34 protein-coding genes and 1 tRNA gene are annotated in these 18,073 nt (G+C 64.5%); 16 read left to right on the top strand and 19 right to left on the bottom strand.

Annotated elements, in window-relative coordinates:
- Nucleotide 1 precedes the first annotated feature (1 nt).
- The 17 genes from AC5P7R_RS12485 to AC5P7R_RS12405 all read right to left on the bottom strand — a co-directional run bounded on the left by AC5P7R_RS12485 (nt 2) and on the right by AC5P7R_RS12405 (nt 7,716).
- Complete coding sequence (locus tag AC5P7R_RS12485) at nt 2-382, bottom strand: hypothetical protein (protein WP_065179332.1); 381 nt, start codon at nt 380-382, stop codon at nt 2-4.
- Between the two features lie 78 nt (nt 383-460).
- Entirely contained in the window at nt 461-859 is a 399-nt protein-coding gene (locus AC5P7R_RS12480) for an HNH endonuclease (protein WP_188239736.1), read from the bottom strand.
- On the bottom strand, nt 859-1,149 hold the full coding sequence (locus AC5P7R_RS12475; RefSeq protein WP_188239735.1) for a hypothetical protein: 291 nt from the start codon (nt 1,147-1,149) through the stop codon (nt 859-861). The genes AC5P7R_RS12480 and AC5P7R_RS12475 overlap by 1 nt, the downstream gene beginning before the upstream one ends.
- Nucleotides 1,150-1,311: 162 nt before the next feature.
- Nucleotides 1,312-1,656 carry a DUF1064 domain-containing protein gene (locus tag AC5P7R_RS12470; protein ID WP_188239734.1) on the bottom strand — a complete coding sequence of 115 codons (345 nt, stop codon included), beginning with the start codon at nt 1,654-1,656 and terminating at the stop codon, nt 1,312-1,314.
- Nucleotides 1,653-2,129, bottom strand: a complete 477-nt coding sequence (locus tag AC5P7R_RS12465; protein WP_188239733.1) for a lysis system i-spanin subunit Rz — start codon at nt 2,127-2,129, stop codon at nt 1,653-1,655. Before AC5P7R_RS12465 ends, AC5P7R_RS12470 begins: the two co-directional genes overlap by 4 nt.
- Nucleotides 2,126-2,590, bottom strand: a complete 465-nt coding sequence (locus AC5P7R_RS12460) for a lysozyme (protein WP_099605625.1) — start codon at nt 2,588-2,590, stop codon at nt 2,126-2,128. Before AC5P7R_RS12460 ends, AC5P7R_RS12465 begins: the two co-directional genes overlap by 4 nt.
- On the bottom strand, nt 2,587-2,784 hold the full coding sequence (locus tag AC5P7R_RS12455; protein WP_188239732.1) for a hypothetical protein: 198 nt from the start codon (nt 2,782-2,784) through the stop codon (nt 2,587-2,589). The genes AC5P7R_RS12460 and AC5P7R_RS12455 overlap by 4 nt, the downstream gene beginning before the upstream one ends.
- 190 nt (nt 2,785-2,974) lie before the next feature.
- Nucleotides 2,975-3,691, bottom strand: coding sequence for a hypothetical protein (locus tag AC5P7R_RS12450; RefSeq protein WP_188239731.1), 717 nt, complete (start codon nt 3,689-3,691; stop codon nt 2,975-2,977).
- Nucleotides 3,692-3,794: 103 nt separating this feature from the next.
- Complete coding sequence (locus tag AC5P7R_RS12445) at nt 3,795-4,016, bottom strand: hypothetical protein (protein WP_099494848.1); 222 nt, start codon at nt 4,014-4,016, stop codon at nt 3,795-3,797.
- The gene (locus tag AC5P7R_RS12440; protein WP_188239730.1) at nt 4,013-4,216 is read right to left on the bottom strand and encodes a hypothetical protein; all 204 of its coding nucleotides are present in this window, start codon (nt 4,214-4,216) and stop codon (nt 4,013-4,015) included. The genes AC5P7R_RS12445 and AC5P7R_RS12440 overlap by 4 nt, the downstream gene beginning before the upstream one ends.
- Nucleotides 4,213-4,590, bottom strand: a complete 378-nt coding sequence (locus AC5P7R_RS12435) for a Ref family recombination enhancement nuclease (protein WP_058982027.1) — start codon at nt 4,588-4,590, stop codon at nt 4,213-4,215. The genes AC5P7R_RS12440 and AC5P7R_RS12435 overlap by 4 nt, the downstream gene beginning before the upstream one ends.
- Nucleotides 4,590-4,784, bottom strand: a complete 195-nt coding sequence (locus AC5P7R_RS12430; RefSeq protein ID WP_188239729.1) for a hypothetical protein — start codon at nt 4,782-4,784, stop codon at nt 4,590-4,592. The genes AC5P7R_RS12435 and AC5P7R_RS12430 overlap by 1 nt, the downstream gene beginning before the upstream one ends.
- The gene (locus tag AC5P7R_RS12425; RefSeq protein WP_188239728.1) at nt 4,781-5,452 is read right to left on the bottom strand and encodes a hypothetical protein; all 672 of its coding nucleotides are present in this window, start codon (nt 5,450-5,452) and stop codon (nt 4,781-4,783) included. The genes AC5P7R_RS12430 and AC5P7R_RS12425 overlap by 4 nt, the downstream gene beginning before the upstream one ends.
- Nucleotides 5,442-6,335, bottom strand: coding sequence for a helix-turn-helix domain-containing protein (locus AC5P7R_RS12420; RefSeq protein ID WP_495213917.1), 894 nt, complete (start codon nt 6,333-6,335; stop codon nt 5,442-5,444). Before AC5P7R_RS12420 ends, AC5P7R_RS12425 begins: the two co-directional genes overlap by 11 nt.
- A 1-nt stretch (nt 6,336) precedes the next feature.
- Nucleotides 6,337-6,648, bottom strand: coding sequence for a winged helix-turn-helix domain-containing protein (locus AC5P7R_RS12415; protein ID WP_495213916.1), 312 nt, complete (start codon nt 6,646-6,648; stop codon nt 6,337-6,339).
- Nucleotides 6,645-7,175 (bottom strand): phage regulatory CII family protein, encoded by a 531-nt coding sequence (locus tag AC5P7R_RS12410; RefSeq protein WP_495213915.1) that lies wholly within the window; start codon nt 7,173-7,175, stop codon nt 6,645-6,647. The genes AC5P7R_RS12415 and AC5P7R_RS12410 overlap by 4 nt, the downstream gene beginning before the upstream one ends.
- Nucleotides 7,176-7,284: 109 nt before the next feature.
- Nucleotides 7,285-7,716: a YdaS family helix-turn-helix protein gene (locus AC5P7R_RS12405; RefSeq protein WP_188239725.1), complete on the bottom strand. Its 432-nt coding sequence runs from the start codon at nt 7,714-7,716 to the stop codon at nt 7,285-7,287.
- On the opposite strand from AC5P7R_RS12405, the gene AC5P7R_RS12400 reads away from it, so the two are divergent.
- The 13 genes from AC5P7R_RS12400 to AC5P7R_RS12340 all read left to right on the top strand — a co-directional run bounded on the left by AC5P7R_RS12400 (nt 7,657) and on the right by AC5P7R_RS12340 (nt 14,579).
- A complete protein-coding gene (locus AC5P7R_RS12400; protein WP_495213913.1) occupies nt 7,657-8,295 on the top strand; it encodes a helix-turn-helix domain-containing protein in 639 nt (212 codons plus the stop codon). The two genes, AC5P7R_RS12405 and AC5P7R_RS12400, sit on opposite strands and share 60 nt — an antisense overlap.
- Nucleotides 8,237-8,578 (top strand): hypothetical protein, encoded by a 342-nt coding sequence (locus AC5P7R_RS12395; protein ID WP_235649313.1) that lies wholly within the window; start codon nt 8,237-8,239, stop codon nt 8,576-8,578. The genes AC5P7R_RS12400 and AC5P7R_RS12395 overlap by 59 nt, the downstream gene beginning before the upstream one ends.
- A 151-nt stretch (nt 8,579-8,729) precedes the next feature.
- On the top strand, nt 8,730-8,921 hold the full coding sequence (locus AC5P7R_RS12390) for a hypothetical protein (RefSeq protein WP_495213912.1): 192 nt from the start codon (nt 8,730-8,732) through the stop codon (nt 8,919-8,921).
- Nucleotides 8,918-9,133, top strand: coding sequence for a hypothetical protein (locus AC5P7R_RS12385; protein WP_495213911.1), 216 nt, complete (start codon nt 8,918-8,920; stop codon nt 9,131-9,133). Before AC5P7R_RS12390 ends, AC5P7R_RS12385 begins: the two co-directional genes overlap by 4 nt.
- A complete protein-coding gene (locus AC5P7R_RS12380) occupies nt 9,130-9,543 on the top strand; it encodes a hypothetical protein (protein ID WP_495213910.1) in 414 nt (137 codons plus the stop codon). Before AC5P7R_RS12385 ends, AC5P7R_RS12380 begins: the two co-directional genes overlap by 4 nt.
- Entirely contained in the window at nt 9,540-9,869 is a 330-nt protein-coding gene (locus AC5P7R_RS12375) for a hypothetical protein (protein WP_236509493.1), read from the top strand. The genes AC5P7R_RS12380 and AC5P7R_RS12375 overlap by 4 nt, the downstream gene beginning before the upstream one ends.
- Nucleotides 9,869-10,111 carry a hypothetical protein gene (locus tag AC5P7R_RS12370; protein WP_495213909.1) on the top strand — a complete coding sequence of 81 codons (243 nt, stop codon included), beginning with the start codon at nt 9,869-9,871 and terminating at the stop codon, nt 10,109-10,111. Before AC5P7R_RS12375 ends, AC5P7R_RS12370 begins: the two co-directional genes overlap by 1 nt.
- Nucleotides 10,112-10,188: 77 nt before the next feature.
- The gene (locus AC5P7R_RS12365; protein WP_495213908.1) at nt 10,189-10,398 is read left to right on the top strand and encodes a hypothetical protein; all 210 of its coding nucleotides are present in this window, start codon (nt 10,189-10,191) and stop codon (nt 10,396-10,398) included.
- Nucleotides 10,395-11,123 (top strand): hypothetical protein, encoded by a 729-nt coding sequence (locus tag AC5P7R_RS12360; protein WP_495213907.1) that lies wholly within the window; start codon nt 10,395-10,397, stop codon nt 11,121-11,123. The genes AC5P7R_RS12365 and AC5P7R_RS12360 overlap by 4 nt, the downstream gene beginning before the upstream one ends.
- Nucleotides 11,120-12,511 carry a DNA cytosine methyltransferase gene (locus AC5P7R_RS12355; protein WP_495213906.1) on the top strand — a complete coding sequence of 464 codons (1,392 nt, stop codon included), beginning with the start codon at nt 11,120-11,122 and terminating at the stop codon, nt 12,509-12,511. The genes AC5P7R_RS12360 and AC5P7R_RS12355 overlap by 4 nt, the downstream gene beginning before the upstream one ends.
- The gene (locus AC5P7R_RS12350; protein WP_495213905.1) at nt 12,508-13,095 is read left to right on the top strand and encodes a hypothetical protein; all 588 of its coding nucleotides are present in this window, start codon (nt 12,508-12,510) and stop codon (nt 13,093-13,095) included. The genes AC5P7R_RS12355 and AC5P7R_RS12350 overlap by 4 nt, the downstream gene beginning before the upstream one ends.
- A complete protein-coding gene (locus AC5P7R_RS12345) occupies nt 13,092-13,409 on the top strand; it encodes a hypothetical protein (protein ID WP_495213904.1) in 318 nt (105 codons plus the stop codon). The genes AC5P7R_RS12350 and AC5P7R_RS12345 overlap by 4 nt, the downstream gene beginning before the upstream one ends.
- A gap of 180 nt (nt 13,410-13,589) precedes the next feature.
- Nucleotides 13,590-14,579, top strand: coding sequence for a tyrosine-type recombinase/integrase (locus AC5P7R_RS12340; RefSeq protein WP_495213903.1), 990 nt, complete (start codon nt 13,590-13,592; stop codon nt 14,577-14,579).
- A 2-nt stretch (nt 14,580-14,581) separates the two neighbouring features.
- Here AC5P7R_RS12340 and AC5P7R_RS12335 read toward each other — a convergent pair whose 3' ends face one another.
- Complete coding sequence (locus AC5P7R_RS12335) at nt 14,582-15,505, bottom strand: DUF2971 domain-containing protein (protein WP_495213902.1); 924 nt, start codon at nt 15,503-15,505, stop codon at nt 14,582-14,584.
- 114 nt (nt 15,506-15,619) lie between these two features.
- A tRNA-Arg gene (locus AC5P7R_RS12330) sits at nt 15,620-15,696 on the bottom strand.
- A gap of 116 nt (nt 15,697-15,812) precedes the next feature.
- Between AC5P7R_RS12330 and AC5P7R_RS12325 the strand changes: the two genes are divergently transcribed.
- The 3 genes from AC5P7R_RS12325 to AC5P7R_RS12315 all read left to right on the top strand — a co-directional run bounded on the left by AC5P7R_RS12325 (nt 15,813) and on the right by AC5P7R_RS12315 (nt 18,073).
- Nucleotides 15,813-16,472, top strand: coding sequence for a phosphatase PAP2 family protein (locus AC5P7R_RS12325; protein WP_111103719.1), 660 nt, complete (start codon nt 15,813-15,815; stop codon nt 16,470-16,472).
- A 60-nt stretch (nt 16,473-16,532) separates the two neighbouring features.
- Nucleotides 16,533-16,883: a hypothetical protein gene (locus AC5P7R_RS12320; RefSeq protein ID WP_167649925.1), complete on the top strand. Its 351-nt coding sequence runs from the start codon at nt 16,533-16,535 to the stop codon at nt 16,881-16,883.
- An 80-nt stretch (nt 16,884-16,963) separates the two neighbouring features.
- A complete protein-coding gene (locus AC5P7R_RS12315; RefSeq protein WP_058982655.1) occupies nt 16,964-18,073 on the top strand; it encodes a polysaccharide biosynthesis/export family protein in 1,110 nt (369 codons plus the stop codon).

Raw genomic sequence — 18,073 nt, 5'->3', positions numbered from 1 at the left:
ATCAGAACTCGTCGAATGGGTTGCCCTCCGGGGTCTTTTCGGTCCCCAGCTTCTGACGGTCAGCCGGGGTCAGGCCCAGGCGCGCCAGGCAGCCGATCAGGTGGGAGTACTTGGCCGCAACGAACTCGCCACGGTTGGCACGGAACTCGGAAAGCAGCGACGACGCCACCTCCATGATGAAACGATCGGCGCTGGTCAGGACGCCAGGCAGGGCACACTTCTCCAGCTCCTTCCAGACCACTGCGACCTCGGTCGGAAGGTGTGCCGGTGCCTTGCCCAGTGGAGCATTCGCCTTGGGCGCTTCCTTCTTGTAGCGCTGCGGATCCTTCTTGGTCGCGCCCTTCAGCTCGGCCAGTTCCCTCGGCTGTCGATGGCGAGCCATCGGACCTCCCATTTCTGAAATTCAAATTCTGCGGACGCGAGAAGAAAGGGGGGCGCACGTATCGGGCGAGGAAGGCCCTCAACTTTGACCCTCCCCCCTCCCTTTTCGTTCAGCTTTCGGTGGATAACTCGCGGTTCGGTCGGCCCCACTGTGCTGCCGAGCGTCCCTGCCGAACCCGCCGTTCTCCCGTGCCGTCTTGGCGCTATGGCACGGCCGGCACAGCGGCTGCAGGTTGCTGTCAGCGTTGTTGCCGTCGTCCCCGTCGATGTGGTCGACCTCAGTGGCCGCCCGCACCCTTCCCTGCTCAGCACAGCATCTGCACAGGGGCTCACGAGCCAGCACCACCGCACGGATCCGGCGCCACAGCGAGCAGTTGGTGGGCAGCGCGCGGCGTGCCTGTCTCTTGCGGACCTGGGCGCTGGTCTCCTTGTAGGGGCGCCAGCCGGCGGCACGGTGCTGCGGTGGCCTGGTGGGCATCAGTAGGGCTTCCCGTCCAAATCGACGCGCGCAGGCTCGGCACCTTCGTCCTGCACCGGTGCACCGGCCTCCTCGCCCAGCAGCTGCGCCACCGCCTGCACGAGCAGCCCCACGTGCATGGCCAGCTCGCCGATCTGATTGCCCTGTGTCTCGATGGCCCCAATCAAGCGATCGATACGAGCGTCGGTGGCGCCGTCAATGCGAGTAGCCAAGGCAGCATCAGCAGCCGCGCGCGCAGCACGCTCGGTGGCCAGCTCAGCTGCGAGAGCTTGAATCTGTGCAACGTCCATCATTAACCCTCATTGTCTTCAGCACCAAGCCGCGGCGTATGTACCAGTCCAAGCCTTCCGCACTTGGCTGAATGCCGAACAGTCGAAGGATCCGCCAGCAAGCCAAGCAGACGTGGAACCACCAGCGCCAGCGGACCGCAACTCTGTACCTGACCTCCCCCATCAGAACTCCTCCACTGCCCAGCCACCGCCATCCCGCTTGGGCTTGGCCTTCACCGCTATGAAGCGGAACGGGTACATGGTCGCGGCGATCTTGATCTTGGCCCGTGCATCGTCCTGCCAGTGCCCCTTCACTTCGTGGCAGGCCATGACACCGTCGGCCTCCAGCACCGCAAAGTCCGGGGTGTAGAACGTGTTGTCGGCCAGGCGCAGCTTCAGCCCCTCGAACCGGTGCCACTGGATCTCACCAGCAGACTGCAGCGCGCGCAGCCGCTCGGCATACGCGGCCTCGGTCTTGTTCATCTCGCCGGTCTTCAACCGGCCCAGTGCCAGCAGCCGCCGGTTCATGGCGCCACCGGTTGACGGTCAGCTGCGATCACGGCCTGGCAGGCCCGGACATGGTCGTCGGCGTCTCGTCCGATTTGAACAAGAGCGCCCGCGACCTCTGCTCGTAGTTGGGCTGCCTGGTCACGTTCGACGGCGCCGGCGACGGCTTCGGACAGGCGAGCGGTATTGCAGGTGGCGAGGTCGTCGCGCAACTGGAGACGACCAGCGCGCAGGTCAGCCACAACAGCAGCAGGGACGGTCTCGGCCGCAGCGCGGTCTTCTTCATGCTTCGCTCCAATGGCGGCCAGTGTCTCGGCCTGAGCGTGCTCGGTGGCACGGGTCTGGTTGACCTGGGCTGCTGCTGCCTCGGCACCGGCGGCGCGATGGGTGGCCTCTCTGCCCTCTGCCCGGTCACTGCGCCAGGCCCAGCCAACGCCGACCATGGCGCCGGACCACAGGACGAACGCGGCGACTGTGATGGCAACGCGCTTCACGGCCGGCCCTCGCACATCCGGCGCTCAGCGGCCCGGCGGTTCACCAAGCCCTGCACGCGCTTGCCACCGGCGTACACCCAGCGGTCCAGCTCCGGGCACCAGCTCGCGGCGGGCTGGCCAGCGTTGATACGCCCCACCAGTGTTGAGCGGCAAGCAGCGCCTACGCCCACGTTGTAGGTCCAGCTGAGCAGAGCCGCAGCCTCGTGGGGCTGTAGTGGGACGCGGATACATGCCTGAATACCGGTCAGGTACTGCCCAAGCCGGCTGTTCAACCTCTCGGCACACTCCTGCTCGGTGTAGACCGCCTTTTCCGGGCGGCTGGTATCGCCGTAGCAGTAAGTGGCAACGCCCACCATGTCGACATAGGGAGTCGCCGAGTAGCCCTCCCATGGCTTTACCAGCGCGGCCGCAGCCAGAGCGATGACGGCGGCGGCGCTGCTACCAATGATCTTCGCCTTCATGCTCGCGCCCTCTGCCGCCACTCGCGAACCCAGCGCCAGCCCAGGTAGCTGATCTGGCCCACCAGGTAGATGATCGTCAGAACCAACACCACGCGGTCGAGGTTCGCCCCTGCGGCGACCGCGCCGGCTACCGTCACCGGTGGAGCAGCCTTCGCTACAGCACCAGCGGCAGTGCCAATGATTTCGTCCTTCATGGTGGCCCCGTAGGTCGTCCGGTTCGGCATGTACCCCTCCCGGTTGATTGGTGCCCGCCCCTAGCGCCGGCTCGGCACGAGAGTTTGTCCGGCTGGGACGCGGGCAAAGAAAAAGCCCCGGCTGGGCCGGGGCTTGCGTTTTGGATGGTGGTCAATTTGCCCGCCAATCTGCGGACCCTGCAAGTCCTCACTACGCAGCGCGATTCAGCGCGCGGGAGAACTGCTCGGCAGCAACATGCTCCGCACTGCGCATGCGCTCAAGCATCCACTCGTATACCGGGCGCCAGAACCGTCGATACGCCGCATCGTCAGCGCCGATCGCCCCCCCGCGCTTGCGCCCGCTGAGCTGCTCCAACCCCATGCCGCCGCATGCCTCGCATTCAATGACACCACTCCCCGTCGGCGCGGCCTGAACCCGCGTGCCCTCGCAAGACTTGCAGCAGCCGCAGCTGGCCATTTCCGCAATCACTGCGCCGGCGAGCACCCCAAGCTGCTCCATGGTGTTGTTCGGCCAGGCCGCAGCGCGCGCCTCATCCAGCGCGCTCTCGGCCCTCAGTAGTTCGCGCCGCTGCGCATCCGTCACCTGGCCGCCACCCCACCCCATGCATGCCTTGGCGATGCCGAACTCAGTTCGTGCGGTAGCGAGACCGTGCATCTGCCGGATGAACTCCGGGGCCACCAGCCCGATTACCGCTTTGCGCAGATGCTCGCGGCGGCGAGAAGCGCTCTCTGGCCACCACAGCGCCTCCATCAGCTCCCGGCCAAGCCCGTCCTGTACGTACGCCATGGCGGCGGCAATGTCCTGCGTCGTCAGCTCGGGGCGTCCACCGCCGCCGCACGCGTCAAACCTCTGCGTTTTCGGCCCCATGCGGCTTGCCAGCAGCTCGCGTGCCTCGTTCACTCCCATGCGCCTTCCCCTTGGTGGTTTGCTCGTGCAGCGCGCGATCGCGCATCGTGGTCATTCAGTGCGGGCCTTTTGAGGGCCTCTTTCTCTGTCCGGTTGTGGCCCGTCAAGAAGGCACCTCCGGGCCAGCCGGCTCGGCCGCAAAGTGCGTGATCTTGGGGTTGTCACCCCGCCAGCTACCGAAAACCGGCCGCTTGCTCTCCGAGTCCCACAGCATCAGCCGCGTGCCGTCCTGCGGCGCCTCCGCGATGGGCCTCCAATCAACGATCCGGGCCGCAAGGGGGTGTCCCAAGGCCGACAGAAACTCCTTCGCTGCACTGCCGATCATGCTGCCCGCTCCCAGCTGGCCGTCAGGCGCTGCACCTGCCCGCCGCGTGCCTCGAATTGCTCCACCGTCTCGGCCGGGCCATCGGCAACCACACGCCCCCTGGCCCGCTTGGGCCGCGACACCGTGTTGTGGTCCATCCGCCGCTCGCGTGGCACACGCTGGGGATTAATCCTCGGCGCCATGGCCTTCGCTTTCTTCATGCTGCCGCCCTCAGTTCGTTGATGTAGGTCTGGTTTGCAATCAGCTCGTCGTCGGAGCCGTACGTCTCGTGGAAGGTCCGCGAGCCATCCATCAGGCTCGGGCCGTAGATCTGGCGCATCGTCGCGAAGGTGTTCCCCTCCATCGGATGCCGCATGTGGTGCCACTTGCAGAGCGCGTAGCCAAACATGTGACCGCGCCGCAGGTTTCCGCTCTTGGCGTGGTTGTAGTCGCAGCCGTAGACCACCAGCTCCGGCTCCAGCAGCTCCTGCATCTGCAACGCCAGGCAGGCCATGCAAGGGCCCGTCTTTGCCAGCTCCATCCGGGCCCTTTCCTCCTGAGTAGGAGGTGGGCCAAGCGAAAGCGACCACCACATCAGCGCAGCTCCGGGATCGGGCCGGCATAGCGGGTAATCGGGATCTGGCGCATGCCATCGCGCCACACGCGCGTGCCACGGGTGGCGTACAGCACCAGCGGCTTGATCCCGTACCCATAGGCCAGATACCAGCCCGCCTCGGCCACCGGCTCGGATGCCGGGCGCACTTCCAGTTCGACGTGGTCCTGCCTCATGCCACGGCGTCCTGGGTGGAACCGAACAGCTGGGCGATCTCGGCCAGCCGCTGCCGAGTGCGCGCGTTCGCCTCCGGGCTCGCCTCCACTCGGCCCGCCAGCAGTGCCAGCGGGTTGAACGCAGGCGTGGCCGGCGGCAGCGACAGGTACTCAGCGACCTGTTCATGGGCCAAGCGTCCGGCGTTGACGGCCTGCCGAAGCGCGGCGTCGCGAGCACCAGCATCGTGGCCCAGCGACGGCTGGTAGACGGCACAGCCACCTACAGCGCGCGCCTCCTTCACCAATCGGGTGTAGACCTCCAGGAAGGCAGCCCGGCCTGCGATCTTGTCGCCAGCCTCCACCAGCGGCAGCGCCGCAGTCCATGCATCGCGGGTCTGCTCGCTCCACACCAGCGTCACCGTCTCGTCGGCGGCGCGGATCGCCACGGCCCATGCTTCGTTCGGGGCCGGGTGTCCGTCGTCGATGCGCTCCATGATCGCAGCCAGGCTGAGCTTGCCTTTTACCTCACGGCGGCAGGCGGTCAGCGCGTTGGCCAGCACCGGCAGCGGATAGGTCGCCAGGTCGGCGACCATGTAGGCCGCAGCGGCGGGGCGGATCTGCTCGCCCATCACCTCAGCCGTGGCCACCAGCATTTCGACGAGCCTGTCTTGATCGGCATCACTGAGCATTGGCGTTTTCCTTCATGCGGCGCAGCAGCGCCTTGGCGTCGTCAGCGGCCGAGGCGTTGGCCTGCGTCTGGTCCTGCTGCTGGGCGCTGGCCTGCGTCATCTGGCGGCCGGTGGCCCACTGCGTGCGGTATGCCTCGCACTTCGTCAGCAGGGCGCCCAGGTCGTGCATGTTCTGCACCACATAGCGCTCATTGACGGTCAGGAACCACGCGGCCACCAGCGGGGCCTCGCCGTGGCCGAGCCGCTGCACGATCTGCCGGACGTTGCTGTTCACCTTTGCGTTGCGGACAGGCGCCACACCGTGGCGGGTGCGGTAAGCGGTGGCGTACGCCGCCCAGGTGGCACGGCACGCAGCCTGCAGATCGGTCTCGGAAACCACCGCCAGCGGCGCGGCCGGCAGGCCCGCCGGAAATGACGGTTCTCCTGACGGTTCATTGAGGGTTATATGACGGTTAGGCGGCACGGGGCGCACCCCTAGACCTGCGCCCGGTGCATCCCCCCCTGCATGGGGCGCATACCCTCCTGCAGCGGGCGCACCCCCTGCATGGGGCGCAGCCCCTGCGCCCGGTGCAGTACCTGCTTTTCCAGACTTGCGGCCAGCCTTCGACGGCGCAGCGGCCTTGTCGAAGTTGGCCGGGGTGACCTTGTAGACCGTGCTGCTGTTGAAACGGCGGTCACGGGTCAGCAGGCCCACGGCCTCCAGATGATCCATTGCCGTGCGCACAGCGCGCGCCGACATGCAGCAGCGCGCGGCGATGGTGCCCACCGCCGGCCAGCACACGCCGTCGTCGTTCGCCTGATCAGCCAACGAGATAAGCACAGCCTTCTGCGTGACGCTCAGGCCCTGCAGCGGCCAGCACTGCGACATGATGATGGTCGACATGTCAGAGCCCCAGCGTCATGTTTTCGCCCGGCGCCACCGGCCACCAGGTGCATGCGGGCTTGCCGGTGGTTGCGCACGGCGCGCATGGGCCGCGCCAAATGCGCCCCTCTCGGGCCAACTCGGGCAGTCGACGGCCCAGCATGTGGCGGTCAAGGCCAGTCAGCGTCGACAGGTGCAGACTGCTGTGGCCTGGATGGCGGATTACCGCAGCCTCAGCCTTGGCGTGCTGGACGCGCAGCGCGCCGCTGGCAGCGAGGTCGACGGCGGCGATGTGGCTGGACTGCGGATCAGTGGAGCGGGCTGGATGGTTCATCGACGCGCCCTCCCCTTCGCTGCAGCGCGCGACACGTTACGGATCAGCCGGTGCGCCATCGTGATCAGCGAGTTGGCCTCTTCCACCATCAGCTTCGCTTCGTCGCTGTCGATGTGGCGGTCGGCGATGGCTTCCACTGCCGTACCCGACAGCCGGCCCACCCGCGTGGTGATCTCCAGCAGCTTCGTCTGGATGGCGCCGATCTCGTCCGACCAGCCGCCCTCCGGCGGTGGCGGAACGGTGGCCACCGCCATGCCGAACTGCCCCGCCAGCGCCTGCATCCAGTCCAGGGCGTAATCGCTGCCGCCGGCCTTCTCCTGCATCCACTCGGTCAGCAGTTCGGCAATTTCCATCGTCACAGACTCACCCTCCAGCCCGCGCAGCTTCGCGCGCAGCGTCTCCGGGTGCATGGACTTGCCACGGCGGTCGGCCAGGAAAGCGGCCGCGTCCACGACACCACCCGACGTCTTGCGCACGGAGTTGTAGAGAACGTCGAGCCAGTTGAGAGCGGATGTGCGGCAGGTCATGGGTCACCTTGGGGAAGGCTGTGTTTCAAGGTTTCGGGTTGGGCCCGGGTGGCGCACGATTGGCGCCATGGAGATCAACAAGTCAGGGACGACGGCCAGGGAAGGCCTTTCAGGCGGTGTCGACCGGGGCAATGCGCCCCACGTCGGGGTCCGCTTCGACGCAGGACGAAGGCGCGACAATTTCCGTGCCGAGGACAGCGAGAACGCTTGGGAAGGCAGGCACAGCGGCATCGAGTTCCCAAGCGGCGACACGTTCCACGGGAAGCGCCAAAACGACAGCGAGATGTGCGTCGTTGGACAGACCGAGCTTGGCCAGAAGATCCCGTTTGGTAACGGGGGCGAGTCCGGCGATGGGGCCGAAGATTTCCGGACAGAGGTCATGGCGCGAAACGCCCGTGACCGATTCGATGGGGATCGCCATGGCTGGGGGCACGCGCCCCCGCGAGCGCCAATTGCTGACAGCGCTCTGGCGAACACCAAGATGGGAGGCAAGGGATGTGACCCCGCCGGCGGCTTTCACGGCTCTGTCGAGTGCGTCCATTTGTGGAGAATCACATATCGTGATCCTTCGCGCAACACATTTCGTGTTAGCGACTTATCACATACCGTGAAGAATCCCGGTATGGCCTTCTCCGACAACCTCCGCGCCGCCCGGCTCAAGGCTGGCATGACCCAAGAAGCCTTGGCACTCGCGTGCGGCTGGTCGGGGCAGAGTCGTATTGCCAACTACGAGTCGTCGGCCGCCAGCGCGCGCGAGCCCAAGGTTTCGGAAGTGCCCCTGTTAGCTGCCGCGCTTGGGGTCAGCATCGCGTCCCTTTTTGGGGAAACCCCGGCGTCTCAGTCCCCGCGACCGGATCCTGCAATCCTTGCCGAAACCCACCGGTTCCTGGACAAGGCGTTCGGTACGCTTGGAAAAGCTTTCGACATCGAGTCCGAGGCAGATCTCTTTGCCGACGTGTACGAGTGGATCCTGTCGGATGAGCGCCCCGCAGATCAGCGCAACCTGGTGGATTTTGCTGCATGGCGCGAAAAGCGCGATTCACAAAGGGGAGCTGTAAGAAATGAGCAAAACGGACGCGCTGCTGCACAAGCTGGTCGAACGGATAAGCGCCGCGCCTGATAGGAAGCCCGCGCTCCGCGCGGTTGTGGGCAAGAGGTCGACGCACTTCGATGCGGTCGCGCGAGAGAGTCATCTCCGGATGATCCGCAGCCTTGCCAAGACATATCGCCCCTTTGGGGTCCAACTGATCATCGACCAGGCAACCCTTGGGCACGCCTCTATTGATGACCTCGGCGACGAGGATCTGATCGAACTGCACCGCGCGCTCGACCGCGCTCGGGAATGCATAAGGGACGATGTTTCTTTTGAAGATGCTGGCTTGATCCGGCACACGTTTGACTAGTCCGACCGCCAAATTCTGAACAAGATCAGACGCGTTCAGAATTTGCACGATCAAGCATCACGTTACGTGTTGCGTCGACAATCACATTGTGTGATCTTATCTCCGCCACTCAACAGCGCCCCATCCCGGGGCGGGCGCAGGAGATCACGCAATGGCAACCCTGTCCCTCGGCGTCAGCAAGGCGCCACCTACCGTAGTCGCTATGCCCGCAGTAGGCATGGTCGCCATCAAGGTCGGCGCTGCCAGCCTTTACATTGAACTGGAAGAGGCCGACCACCTCTCGGTAGAGATCCAACACGCCGCGCATCAGCTGCGCGGCGAATGCCAGGACGCCGCCGCATGAGCGCCGCCCTCGCCCACCACTCCAACGCCCAGCGCGCCGCAGCCGCCGCTGGCATCGTCGCCCGCGCCGGGCGCCGCTGGGGCCTCCTCCCCTACCAAGTCGTCATCGCCTCCAGCATCGCCGCCAATGCCGTCCTGCGGCACGGCCAGAGCGCTGCAGGTGCCGTTGCAGCCGTTCGCCGCGCAGCGCGCGCGCAGGTAGGTGCTGCATGAGCCGTAGCGGATACAGCGACGACTGCGACACCTGGCCACTGATCTGCTGGCGCGGCGCGGTTTCTTCCGCCTTGCGCGGCAAGCGCGGCCAGAAATTCCTGGTCGAGCTTCGAGATGCGCTCGACGCGATGCCAGAGAAGCGCCTCATCGCCGAACAGCTTCAGGACAGCTCCGGCTGCCACTGCGCGCTGGGGGTGATCGGTGCCAAGCGAGGCTTGGATATGACCGGCTTGGACCCCGACGACCGCGAGGCAGTGAGCAAAGCCTTCGGCATCGCCGAAGCAATGGCAGCGGAGATCGTTCACGAGAACGACGGCGAGTGGCGCTGGGACAACGAAACGCCAGAGCAGCGATGGACGCGCATGCGTGCATGGGTATACAGCCACATCGCCGAAGGAGCAGCCGCGTGACCGACCACGACTTCTTCGCCGCCATGGCCGTGGGCATCCCGCCCATCACCCCGCCAGGAGCAATCCCCGTGACCCAGCTGAAAGCCTTCTACGTCGACGATATGCCGACGATCTACGCCGCCGCGACGCCGGAAGAGGCCGCCCGTCTGTATGAGGAAGACGTGGGCGATGTCTGTGGTGAAGGCTACCCCCGCGAGGTGTCCGCCGCAGAGCTCGATCGCTCGATCCCTGAGTTCGGGGAAGACGAGCAGCCGACCGGCGAGATGACAACCATGCGGACGTGGCTGGAAGAAGCCAGTCCGGGCTTCCTGTGCGAGGCCGAGTGATGCGCCACCTGGCCCTGCCCTTCTTCTGCGCCGTCGCCGTCGGCCTGCTGCTCGCCCTGCTCGTGTGGGCACTGCGAAACGCCGTCGATTCCGCCGCCCTGGCGTTTGCCATCGGCACCGTGTTCTTCGCCTGGCGCGGCTGGGAGGACCTCCAGACCAGCTGGCCAGCCCTCAAGGCCGAACTGCAGCGGCGCCGCGATGCGCGGCAGCGCGCGGCCATGCCTGCCGACGACACCCACTGAGCAACCGCCCGCCCGGGTAACCGGGCTCCGCGCCGGCCGGACTTCCACTCGCCGGCAACCCATTCCAGGAGTCCAGCGTGCGTAACCAGCTCGACATCTTCAAGGACGACCCGGTCCGCATGGCCAAGGCCAACCGCGAGGCCGCCGACCACGCGCTGCACGACAGGCAGTTCACCGAAAGGGAGCGCCAGGATCGCGCCGCCTACTACACCCGCGAGGCAGAGCGCTGGCAACAACTGGCAATGCACTGCATGCGCTTCGATCTATGCGAGGAGCCAAAAACATGAAGACAGGCACCGCGACCGCATGTCAGCTCGTGAGGTCAGGCAACACCAAGGTCATCCATTACACCGTGTCCCCGAGCTTGCAGCAACTTGGCAGCAGCTATGAGCTTATCCAGAGTTTCCTCGATCGTATGCAAATAGCTAGCGAGTCGGAGATCCCCCGTTTGCGCGAGAGCCGCAGCATGGGTAGTGAACCTCAGCCCACGGAGGCCGCCAAGCAGAATCAGAGCGTTCCCAGCAGGCTCGTCTTCAAGGACATGAACGCGATGAATTACCTCCGCGAGAAGATCCACTTGTATCTCGTTGGCAGATGCAGCGATTCGTGTCCGGAAGGCCTGGTCTCCTTTGTAAACCGCCTGGAAGATTGGACCAGAAAGTCTATTCCTTATGTCAGTGAGGGCCCGTTCCGCCAACACCACGTCCGGATAGATGAAGAGAAGCAGACCTTGGCCTTCCCTTCTATGTCCCGCCTCCTCGCGATTCCGCGCAGCACCCTCAAACGCGGCAACCTGGTCGCTCGTCTCTTTTGTCTTTGTTCCCAAGCGATAGACGGCGATGCCGACACCAAGTGCAACAGCACCGTTCACGTAATCGGCTACAGACCCCCAATCAGCAGACAGCGGGCAGAAAGAAAAATCCATTTCGATGCTTCCGAGCTAGTTTGTTGCGGGATGTTCGCTGTGGACAGGCGCTTAAGCAATAGTCAAGTCGTAGGAGATGCCGCGTGAGGTACTTGTCTCTCTTCTCCGGCATGGAAGCGGCCCACCTCGCGTGGGCGCCGCTGGGTTGGACGTGCGTGGGTGTGTCCGAGATCGAGCCAGCTGCCTGCGCACTACTGCGCTACCGCTTGCCCCATGTACCCAACCTCGGAAGCGTCACCGAGATCACTGAGGAGCAGATCGCGGCCCTGGGCACGTTTGACGTGCTGATCGGTGGCAGCCCTTGCCAGGACTTGTCCGTCGCGGGGCGCCGCGCGGGCCTCGCTGGCGCACGCTCCAGCCTGTTCCATCACCAGCTCAGGATCTTCAATGCAGCTCGACATTTTTGCGGCACTCGCTGGCTCGTCTGGGAGAACGTCCCAAGCGCATTCAGCAGCAACCAGGGCCGAGACTTTACTGTCGTGGTTGGTTCAATGGCAGGAACCGAACTGCCTGTCCCCACAGGTGGCTGGGGATCCGAAGGCGCTGCGCTGGGTGACAACGGCCTGGTCGAATGGTCCGTGCTTGACGCGCAGTGGTTCGGAGTGGCGCAGCGGCGCCGTCGCGTGTTCGCTGTCCTCGATACTGGAAACTGGTCCGATAGACCCCCGGTACTTCTTGAGCGCGACGGCCTGCGCGGGGATTCTGCGCCGAGCCGCGACACGAGGGAAAGCGTTACCGGCACCCTTAGCGCGCGCACTCAAGGCGGCGGCGGACTCGGGACGGACTTTGAGTGCCAAGGCGGCCTAGTCGCCGGGACTCTAAGTGCCAGCCCCAAGGCTGCAGGCAGCGCAACCCAACAAGATGCCCACGCCGGCCTTCTCATTCCGGCTGTGGCGCACACCCTCCGCGCTGAGGGATTCGACGCCAGCGAGGATGGGACTGGGCGCGGCACACCATTGGTTCCAGTGGCCTTCGACACCACTCAGGTGACCAGCAAAGCCAACGTGTCCAATCCCAAGCCTGGGGATCCGTGCCATCCGCTGCTCGCTGGTGCACATGCGCCCGCCATCGCATTCGACTGCAAAGCGGCGGGCGACACCTCATTCTCGATCGGCGACGTACCCGGCACATTGCGTGCCCAGCATGGCGGTGGTCACGCCGCAGTCGCATACACGACAAAACTCCACAACACGGCCAGCAACAACGCAGGGAAGTTGTTCAAGGAACGGACAACTTGTCTCGATGCCAACAGCCCGGCACCTGCGTTGCTGACTCCCAACCAGGTGCGCCGCCTTACCCCTCGTGAGTGCGAACGGCTGCAGGGGGCACCGGACGACTGGACTCTGGTCCCGAACGCTCAGGGCAAGCCGATGGCGGATGGGCCGCGCTACCGGATGCTCGGCAACAGCTTCGCCATTCCCGTAATCCAGTGGATCGGAAAGCAGATCCACACAGCACACGAGGCAACGGCATGATCGCAGCTCTTCCCGTTTCCCCGGCCACCGTTGTCGAGGCCACCAAAGCGTCGTCGCCTGTCGCTGCGGTCGTCGCTGCCATGCGGCGTGTCGATCCCACCGGCGGCGCCGTCGCCGCAAACCAGGTCCGCGCGTGGGCCGACACCCTGATGACCGCGCTCTACTCCGCGCAGCCCGTGCGCTGGGAGTATCGCAACAAGAAGGACGTGGGACCGGGTTGTTGGGTCCAAGCCGACGCTGGGCACGTCTACGCCGCCCACCAGCGTGGGCTCGTGGTCCGCGCCCTATTCGAAACCCCGCGCGTGATCCAACCGGAGAAGCTGCATGAATTCCGGGGGCGCGTGTGCGTCCGCTGCGGCGACAGCGAGGATTGGGCCGGGCCGGATTGTGAGCCGCTGATCCAGAAAGTCGACCCGCGCACCCGGCTCCCGGTAGAGGCGAGCTGGCTCCTTGAGCCGCTGAAGTGGATCCGCGACGCCGGGCCCATGCCGATCAGCACGCACGAACGCCGCCGCAGGGCCACCGAAGCCACCTTCTTGATCGAAAAGCTCGAATCCCACATCGAGGAGTGCAACAAGCCATGACCCAGGAACATATCAGCCACCCGGAAGGGTTGCCGAACTGCGCAGCCGGGCACCGCGCGCGACACATCCACGACAAGCGCTGCGCCTCCGCCGGCGGCGGCCACCTGGTCGAGTGCGCCTGCAGGTCGACCAGCAAGCATGCCGCCCCCGATGCGGCCATTGCTGCATGGCGCCGGCTCAACCGCCCGGCGCGCAGCGCGCGGGCAATGTCTCCGACGGCCGCCCCTGACAACGTCGTGCAGTTCAACCTCAGCCTCGCCGAGCAGGCGCCGGCTAGGAGGAAGGCTGCGGGAGGCGCCAATGGGCGCCGCTGAAAGGCTCGACCTGTCAGGGAAGGATTGGCTGACCGTTGACGAAGCCGCCCACTACTGCGGCGTCTCCAATAGCCAGTTCAGGAAGAACGCCATGTGCTACGGGCTTACGCCCCGCCGCTTCATGGGAAAGCAGTTGTACGAAAAGGCGGCGCTCTATGCCGCGATCGAAGGTGCAGAGGAATGGCAAAGGTTCGACTCTACTGGCGCGGCAGCAAGGCCTACCTCGACTGGGCGGAAGGCGGCGAGCGCTTTCGCCGGTCCATTGGGCAACCTGACGCCCGTGAGGCGGAGAGAATACGTGCCGCGAAAGAAGCAGAACTGACTCATGGTGTCCGGATCCTGGCGCGTCTGCCCAAGGTCCGTGACTACCTGGAGTGGTATCTAGACTGGTACGAAGCAGAGCACCCGACCACAATTTCGAAGGCCAGGAGCGAGGTGAAGCGCTTCATCGAGCGCTTCGGCCACCGGCCGATCGACAGCATCCGAGCGGTCGAGGTGGAGCAGTACAAGCGCGCCAGGTTGCTGGACGACAAGGCGGCAAAGGAAACTGTGGGGAAGGAGATTCGACGGCTGAAGGCGGCGTTCAACCGCGGCGTCGAATGGAAAGAGCTAGACGTGAACCCGCTCGCCTCAGTGAAGGCGCCTCGCGGCGTGCGGAGCGTGGCCGTCAAGTTCTATGACCGGGCAGCGATGCGCCGGCTGTATCGGGCAAACCCTGGGCGGGCGCCGCTGTGGCTCTTTATGGCCCACACCGGATTGCGACGGGGCGAGATCATCGGCCTGGAAAAGAGTTCTGTTGTAGCTGGTCGCCTTCTGGTGGAGAGCGAGCCGGACGAGAACGGCGAAGGAAGGACGAAGTCAGGAAAGTGGCGCGAGGTTCCCCTTAACCGCTATGCGAAGTGGGCGTTGCGCCACCTTCCAGATCCCCTAGTCACGGTGCACAAGGACACCGTCTCGGACTGGTTCAAGAAAGACTCGGACCTGGCCGGCGTTGGCGGGCATTTGCACCGGCTTCGCCACACATTCTGCGCACATATGGTGATTGCGGGCGTTCCATTGAGGAGGATCCAGATTCTCGCTGGCCACGCAGACTATGCAACCACCGAAAAATACTATGCACACCTCACACCGGAAGGAGATGAAGGCGCCGTGTCAAAACTAAAATTCTGAAGCTACCGATACGACGCTACAGATCGACTAAGTTCCACACCCTTGTATCCAAGAGTAGCGAGAAGACGTGTCAACGCGTCCTCCTCGACAATTGCTCTAGGACCAATGACGACCTGCTTAATCGCGTTCTGAGAGATCGGAACATCCAAATAGCAGATCGGAACCGATCCTCGCATCCTGAAATCCAGCTTGGGCTCACGCCCGCCTGGCCACCTGCTTGGACTCTTTACAGGGACCAGCTCAACGCCCTGCTGCTCATTCAGCAGCGCATAGTGAACCAGCCGGACTTCTGACTCTTCTGAAAAAGCCGGATTCTTGAAAGCCACCAAATCATAGGTGAGGAAGCGAACAGCTAACGAAAAGCGATCGATCTGCGCACGCAGAAGGGGCTCCCAGCCGCTCCCGTCATCTTGAAGCTGCTCTTCGGTCAACGACTCTTCCAGAGCCGGCTCAGGCCGCCCAATCAGCTGATGCAGTTCGCGGAGATAGGCCACGCCATCCGCTATTCGTTCGGCCTGGGCCTGTCGGTCATAGCAAACCTCAAGCAAGGTCACTGGCATTGCCTGCAAAACGAACGGGTCAAGGCCAATTGCGAAACCAGCACCGTTCTCAGCATACGCGCGCCACTGGCTCAGTACATCGCTTTGCGTCGAAAAGCAGGATGCTAAGCAGATCGAACTGTTCATGGAACGCAATACAGCGGCGTCCATGAAGTCCATGAACTCCTCCGGCGCCTCCTTCCTCTGCCACTCCAACTCCTGTGCCAGCGCTTCGTGCCCCCAGTGGCGCTCCATGGAGTCGTTCATCTCACTTACGTCACCCAGCCGAAGTGAACTCGACTTGAGTACCGCAAGGAGCGTCTCGGCCGAACAGTAGTGATAAAGCAATCCTTCTTCGGTGGGGACATAGGCCGCAATGTTGCGCACTTTGAAGGATCCCTTAGTCCGTTGAGGGGTGTGCCAACTGTGCCAAAACAACGCCAAAGTGCGGCGAATTATGCCAGACACTTCACCACATCGGCGCCGTAAGCTATTGATTTATGGTGACCCCGGCCCGATTCGAACGGGCGACCTTCCCCTTAGGAGGGGGACGCTCTATCCAGCTGAGCTACGGGGCCATTGGCAGCGGAGAAGGATACCTCGTCTGGCTGAATGGACCAAGCGCCGGGCGTTCTGCAGTACGCCCACCGTCAGTAATCTGTGCGCATCTCCCCGCTGCACTTGCCGTCGCCGCATGATGACCTTCTGGCAGAGCCTGTCTGCACTCGGCGACAGCCGCGCCTTGTTTCCGTTTGCCGCTGTACTCGCCTTGTTTCTGCCGCCTTCTCACCGACACCTGCTATGGCGCTGGGCAGCGGCAATGATTGTAGTTGCCGCAACCACGCTAGCGAGCAAGATTGCCTTCATGGGTTGGGGTTTCGGCTTGAAGCATCTGGATTTCACCGGCGTCTCCGGGCACGCCGCCATGTCCAGCACCCTCTATCCCGTGACCTTCTGGCTGCTGGCCAGCGGACGCAGCCTACAGCTGCGGGCCTGGGCCGTCGTGGGCGCAGGCCTAGCGCTCGCGATCGGCTACTCTCGACTGCCATTGCGAGCCCACTCCCCATCCGAAATCGTCATGGGACTCAGCCTCGGCCTGGCCGCGTCAGCATGGGTGCTGCGTGGCGGACATACTCTGGGCAACACGCTGGTCGTGCGTGGCCGCGCCGCGCTGCTGGCCATTGCCGCCGCCGTGACCTCCCCGATACTGCTTGCAGACTTGCACACCCATGACCTCGTGAAGGCCGCGGCGAAGACACTGTCCGGCCGCGCGCAAGCGTTCGAGCGCCACGGCCTACGCGGCCATTCGGTCCCAGTCAGCGGCCATCATGGCGATAGCAATCACAAACCTTGACAGCAAGGATTCATCCGAAGAACATGTGAAAGGAATTTTCCCTGACGGAGCAGGCCTCCCATGTTCAAGAAGACGATCGCAGTTGTGGCACTGGCGGCCCTGTCCGCCTCCCCGATGATGAGTTTCGCGCAGGAAGCGCAGGCTACGGCCGGTACGGAGGCCACTGCGGCGGAAGTTGCCGGAGCGGAGGCTGCAGGCGTCTCGACCGCTGCTGTCGTGGGCACCACCGTAATCGGCGTGGCCGCCGCGGCCGTTGCGTACAGCATCGGCGGCGACAGCACCAGCGGCAGCAATGACGGCGGCGGCGGCACTGATCCGGGCGGCCCGGGTCCGGGCGGCCCTGGTACGGGTGGCACCGGCGGTACGGGCGGTACGGGCGGCACCGGTGGTACAGGCGGCACCGGCGGCTGATCAGCGCACTGCGTACCACTCAGGCCCTCGCCGGGCGCGGCCCGGCGGGGGTTTTTTATGCCTGCCAGACTCTCATCCCCATGAATAACATCACCCCTCGCCTCCTTGCCGCTGCGTTGACCGCACTGGCACTGTCCAGCTGTGCGCTTGCGCCGGGACAGCACCTGCGCCGCAGCGACGTTGCCGTCGACCGCAAGAGCGGCGATGGTCAGCTGGAAATCGTCAGCATCACGCCGAAGCTGATCGCCCAGGAAAACGCCGCGCGGACGCAGAATTCACTGCCAGCTGCGTTGTTCGATTACCAGCCGGCACCGTACACGGTCGGGGCCGGCGACATTCTCTATGTCACCGTATGGGATCACCCCGAATTGACCGTGCCAGCCGGTCCCCAGCAGCAGGGTGCTCTGGCAGGGCGCCTTGTGCAGAGTGACGGCACGATGTTCTACCCATACATCGGCAAGGTCACAGCCTCGGGAAAGACGCCGATGCAGCTCCGTGAGGAAATCAGCACCCGCTTGGCCAAGTACGTGGAATCGCCCCAGGTGGACGTATCCGTCCTCACCTATGGCAGCCAGCGGGTCTGGGTAACAGGCGCTGCCCAGCGATCCTCGCCGATTGCTCTGGGCACCTCGCCGCTGACGCTGGCAGATGCTATCAGCCAATCCGGACTGGACAACCAGCAGGCCGACTTGTCGGGCATCCAGCTCAGCCGGGAAGGCATCACTTACACGATCAACCTGGAAACCCTGGCTCGCGAGTTTGGCGGCCGCCAATTACTCCTCAAGGATGGCGACTCCATCTTCGTGCCCTACCTTGATCGCAAAGAGATCTTCGTGGTGGGCGAAGTGAATCAGCCCGGCGCCTACAGCTTCCGAACCGGTGATGTCTCGCTGAACCAGGCACTCGGCCGTGCTCGCGGCCTGCTTCAACAGACCGCAAACGGCAATGCCGTGTATGTCATCCGCGGCAGCACGGACCTGCAACAGGAGCCCTCGATGGTCTATCAGCTGGAGGCGCGCTCTCCGACCGCTTTTGCCGCCGGCAGTCAGTTCCATCTGCAGCCGGGCGACGTCGTATTTGTCGGCGCAGCCGGCGTCAGCCGTTGGAACCGCTTCGTGAATCAGCTGCTGCCCTTCACCAATATCCTGTACAACGCGGCGCGTACCGGAACCGAAATCAAGGACAACTGA

It is taken from the genome of Stenotrophomonas sp. YJH_SMC_27, from assembly GCF_059369815.1.
The sequence above is the reverse complement of the archived record's forward strand: the minus strand, read 5'-3'. Positions and strand labels throughout refer to the sequence as shown.

Excerpts from the sequence above, each read along its gene's own strand:
- AC5P7R_RS12485 (WP_065179332.1), bottom strand. The coding sequence starts at position 382 with ATGGCTCGCCATCGACAGCCGAGGGAACTGGCCGAGCTGAAGGGCGCG.
- AC5P7R_RS12480 (WP_188239736.1), bottom strand. The coding sequence starts at position 859 with ATGCCCACCAGGCCACCGCAGCACCGTGCCGCCGGCTGGCGCCCCTAC.
- AC5P7R_RS12475 (WP_188239735.1), bottom strand. The coding sequence starts at position 1,149 with ATGGACGTTGCACAGATTCAAGCTCTCGCAGCTGAGCTGGCCACCGAG.
- AC5P7R_RS12470 (WP_188239734.1), bottom strand. The coding sequence starts at position 1,656 with ATGAACCGGCGGCTGCTGGCACTGGGCCGGTTGAAGACCGGCGAGATG.
- AC5P7R_RS12460 (WP_099605625.1), bottom strand. The coding sequence starts at position 2,590 with ATGAAGGCGAAGATCATTGGTAGCAGCGCCGCCGCCGTCATCGCTCTG.
- AC5P7R_RS12455 (WP_188239732.1), bottom strand. The coding sequence starts at position 2,784 with ATGAAGGACGAAATCATTGGCACTGCCGCTGGTGCTGTAGCGAAGGCT.
- AC5P7R_RS12450 (WP_188239731.1), bottom strand. The coding sequence starts at position 3,691 with ATGGGAGTGAACGAGGCACGCGAGCTGCTGGCAAGCCGCATGGGGCCG.
- AC5P7R_RS12445 (WP_099494848.1), bottom strand. The coding sequence starts at position 4,016 with ATGATCGGCAGTGCAGCGAAGGAGTTTCTGTCGGCCTTGGGACACCCC.
- AC5P7R_RS12440 (WP_188239730.1), bottom strand. The coding sequence starts at position 4,216 with ATGAAGAAAGCGAAGGCCATGGCGCCGAGGATTAATCCCCAGCGTGTG.
- AC5P7R_RS12435 (WP_058982027.1), bottom strand. The coding sequence starts at position 4,590 with ATGTGGTGGTCGCTTTCGCTTGGCCCACCTCCTACTCAGGAGGAAAGG.
- AC5P7R_RS12430 (WP_188239729.1), bottom strand. The coding sequence starts at position 4,784 with ATGAGGCAGGACCACGTCGAACTGGAAGTGCGCCCGGCATCCGAGCCG.
- AC5P7R_RS12425 (WP_188239728.1), bottom strand. The coding sequence starts at position 5,452 with ATGCTCAGTGATGCCGATCAAGACAGGCTCGTCGAAATGCTGGTGGCC.
- AC5P7R_RS12420 (WP_495213917.1), bottom strand. The coding sequence starts at position 6,335 with ATGTCGACCATCATCATGTCGCAGTGCTGGCCGCTGCAGGGCCTGAGC.
- AC5P7R_RS12415 (WP_495213916.1), bottom strand. The coding sequence starts at position 6,648 with ATGAACCATCCAGCCCGCTCCACTGATCCGCAGTCCAGCCACATCGCC.
- AC5P7R_RS12410 (WP_495213915.1), bottom strand. The coding sequence starts at position 7,175 with ATGACCTGCCGCACATCCGCTCTCAACTGGCTCGACGTTCTCTACAAC.
- AC5P7R_RS12400 (WP_495213913.1), top strand. The coding sequence starts at position 7,657 with ATGGGAGGCAAGGGATGTGACCCCGCCGGCGGCTTTCACGGCTCTGTC.
- AC5P7R_RS12405 (WP_188239725.1), bottom strand. The coding sequence starts at position 7,716 with ATGGACGCACTCGACAGAGCCGTGAAAGCCGCCGGCGGGGTCACATCC.
- AC5P7R_RS12395 (WP_235649313.1), top strand. The coding sequence starts at position 8,237 with ATGAGCAAAACGGACGCGCTGCTGCACAAGCTGGTCGAACGGATAAGC.
- AC5P7R_RS12390 (WP_495213912.1), top strand. The coding sequence starts at position 8,730 with ATGGCAACCCTGTCCCTCGGCGTCAGCAAGGCGCCACCTACCGTAGTC.
- AC5P7R_RS12385 (WP_495213911.1), top strand. The coding sequence starts at position 8,918 with ATGAGCGCCGCCCTCGCCCACCACTCCAACGCCCAGCGCGCCGCAGCC.
- AC5P7R_RS12380 (WP_495213910.1), top strand. The coding sequence starts at position 9,130 with ATGAGCCGTAGCGGATACAGCGACGACTGCGACACCTGGCCACTGATC.
- AC5P7R_RS12370 (WP_495213909.1), top strand. The coding sequence starts at position 9,869 with ATGCGCCACCTGGCCCTGCCCTTCTTCTGCGCCGTCGCCGTCGGCCTG.
- AC5P7R_RS12360 (WP_495213907.1), top strand. The coding sequence starts at position 10,395 with ATGAAGACAGGCACCGCGACCGCATGTCAGCTCGTGAGGTCAGGCAAC.
- AC5P7R_RS12350 (WP_495213905.1), top strand. The coding sequence starts at position 12,508 with ATGATCGCAGCTCTTCCCGTTTCCCCGGCCACCGTTGTCGAGGCCACC.
- AC5P7R_RS12345 (WP_495213904.1), top strand. The coding sequence starts at position 13,092 with ATGACCCAGGAACATATCAGCCACCCGGAAGGGTTGCCGAACTGCGCA.
- AC5P7R_RS12340 (WP_495213903.1), top strand. The coding sequence starts at position 13,590 with ATGGCAAAGGTTCGACTCTACTGGCGCGGCAGCAAGGCCTACCTCGAC.
- AC5P7R_RS12325 (WP_111103719.1), top strand. The coding sequence starts at position 15,813 with ATGATGACCTTCTGGCAGAGCCTGTCTGCACTCGGCGACAGCCGCGCC.
- AC5P7R_RS12320 (WP_167649925.1), top strand. The coding sequence starts at position 16,533 with ATGTTCAAGAAGACGATCGCAGTTGTGGCACTGGCGGCCCTGTCCGCC.
- AC5P7R_RS12315 (WP_058982655.1), top strand. The coding sequence starts at position 16,964 with ATGAATAACATCACCCCTCGCCTCCTTGCCGCTGCGTTGACCGCACTG.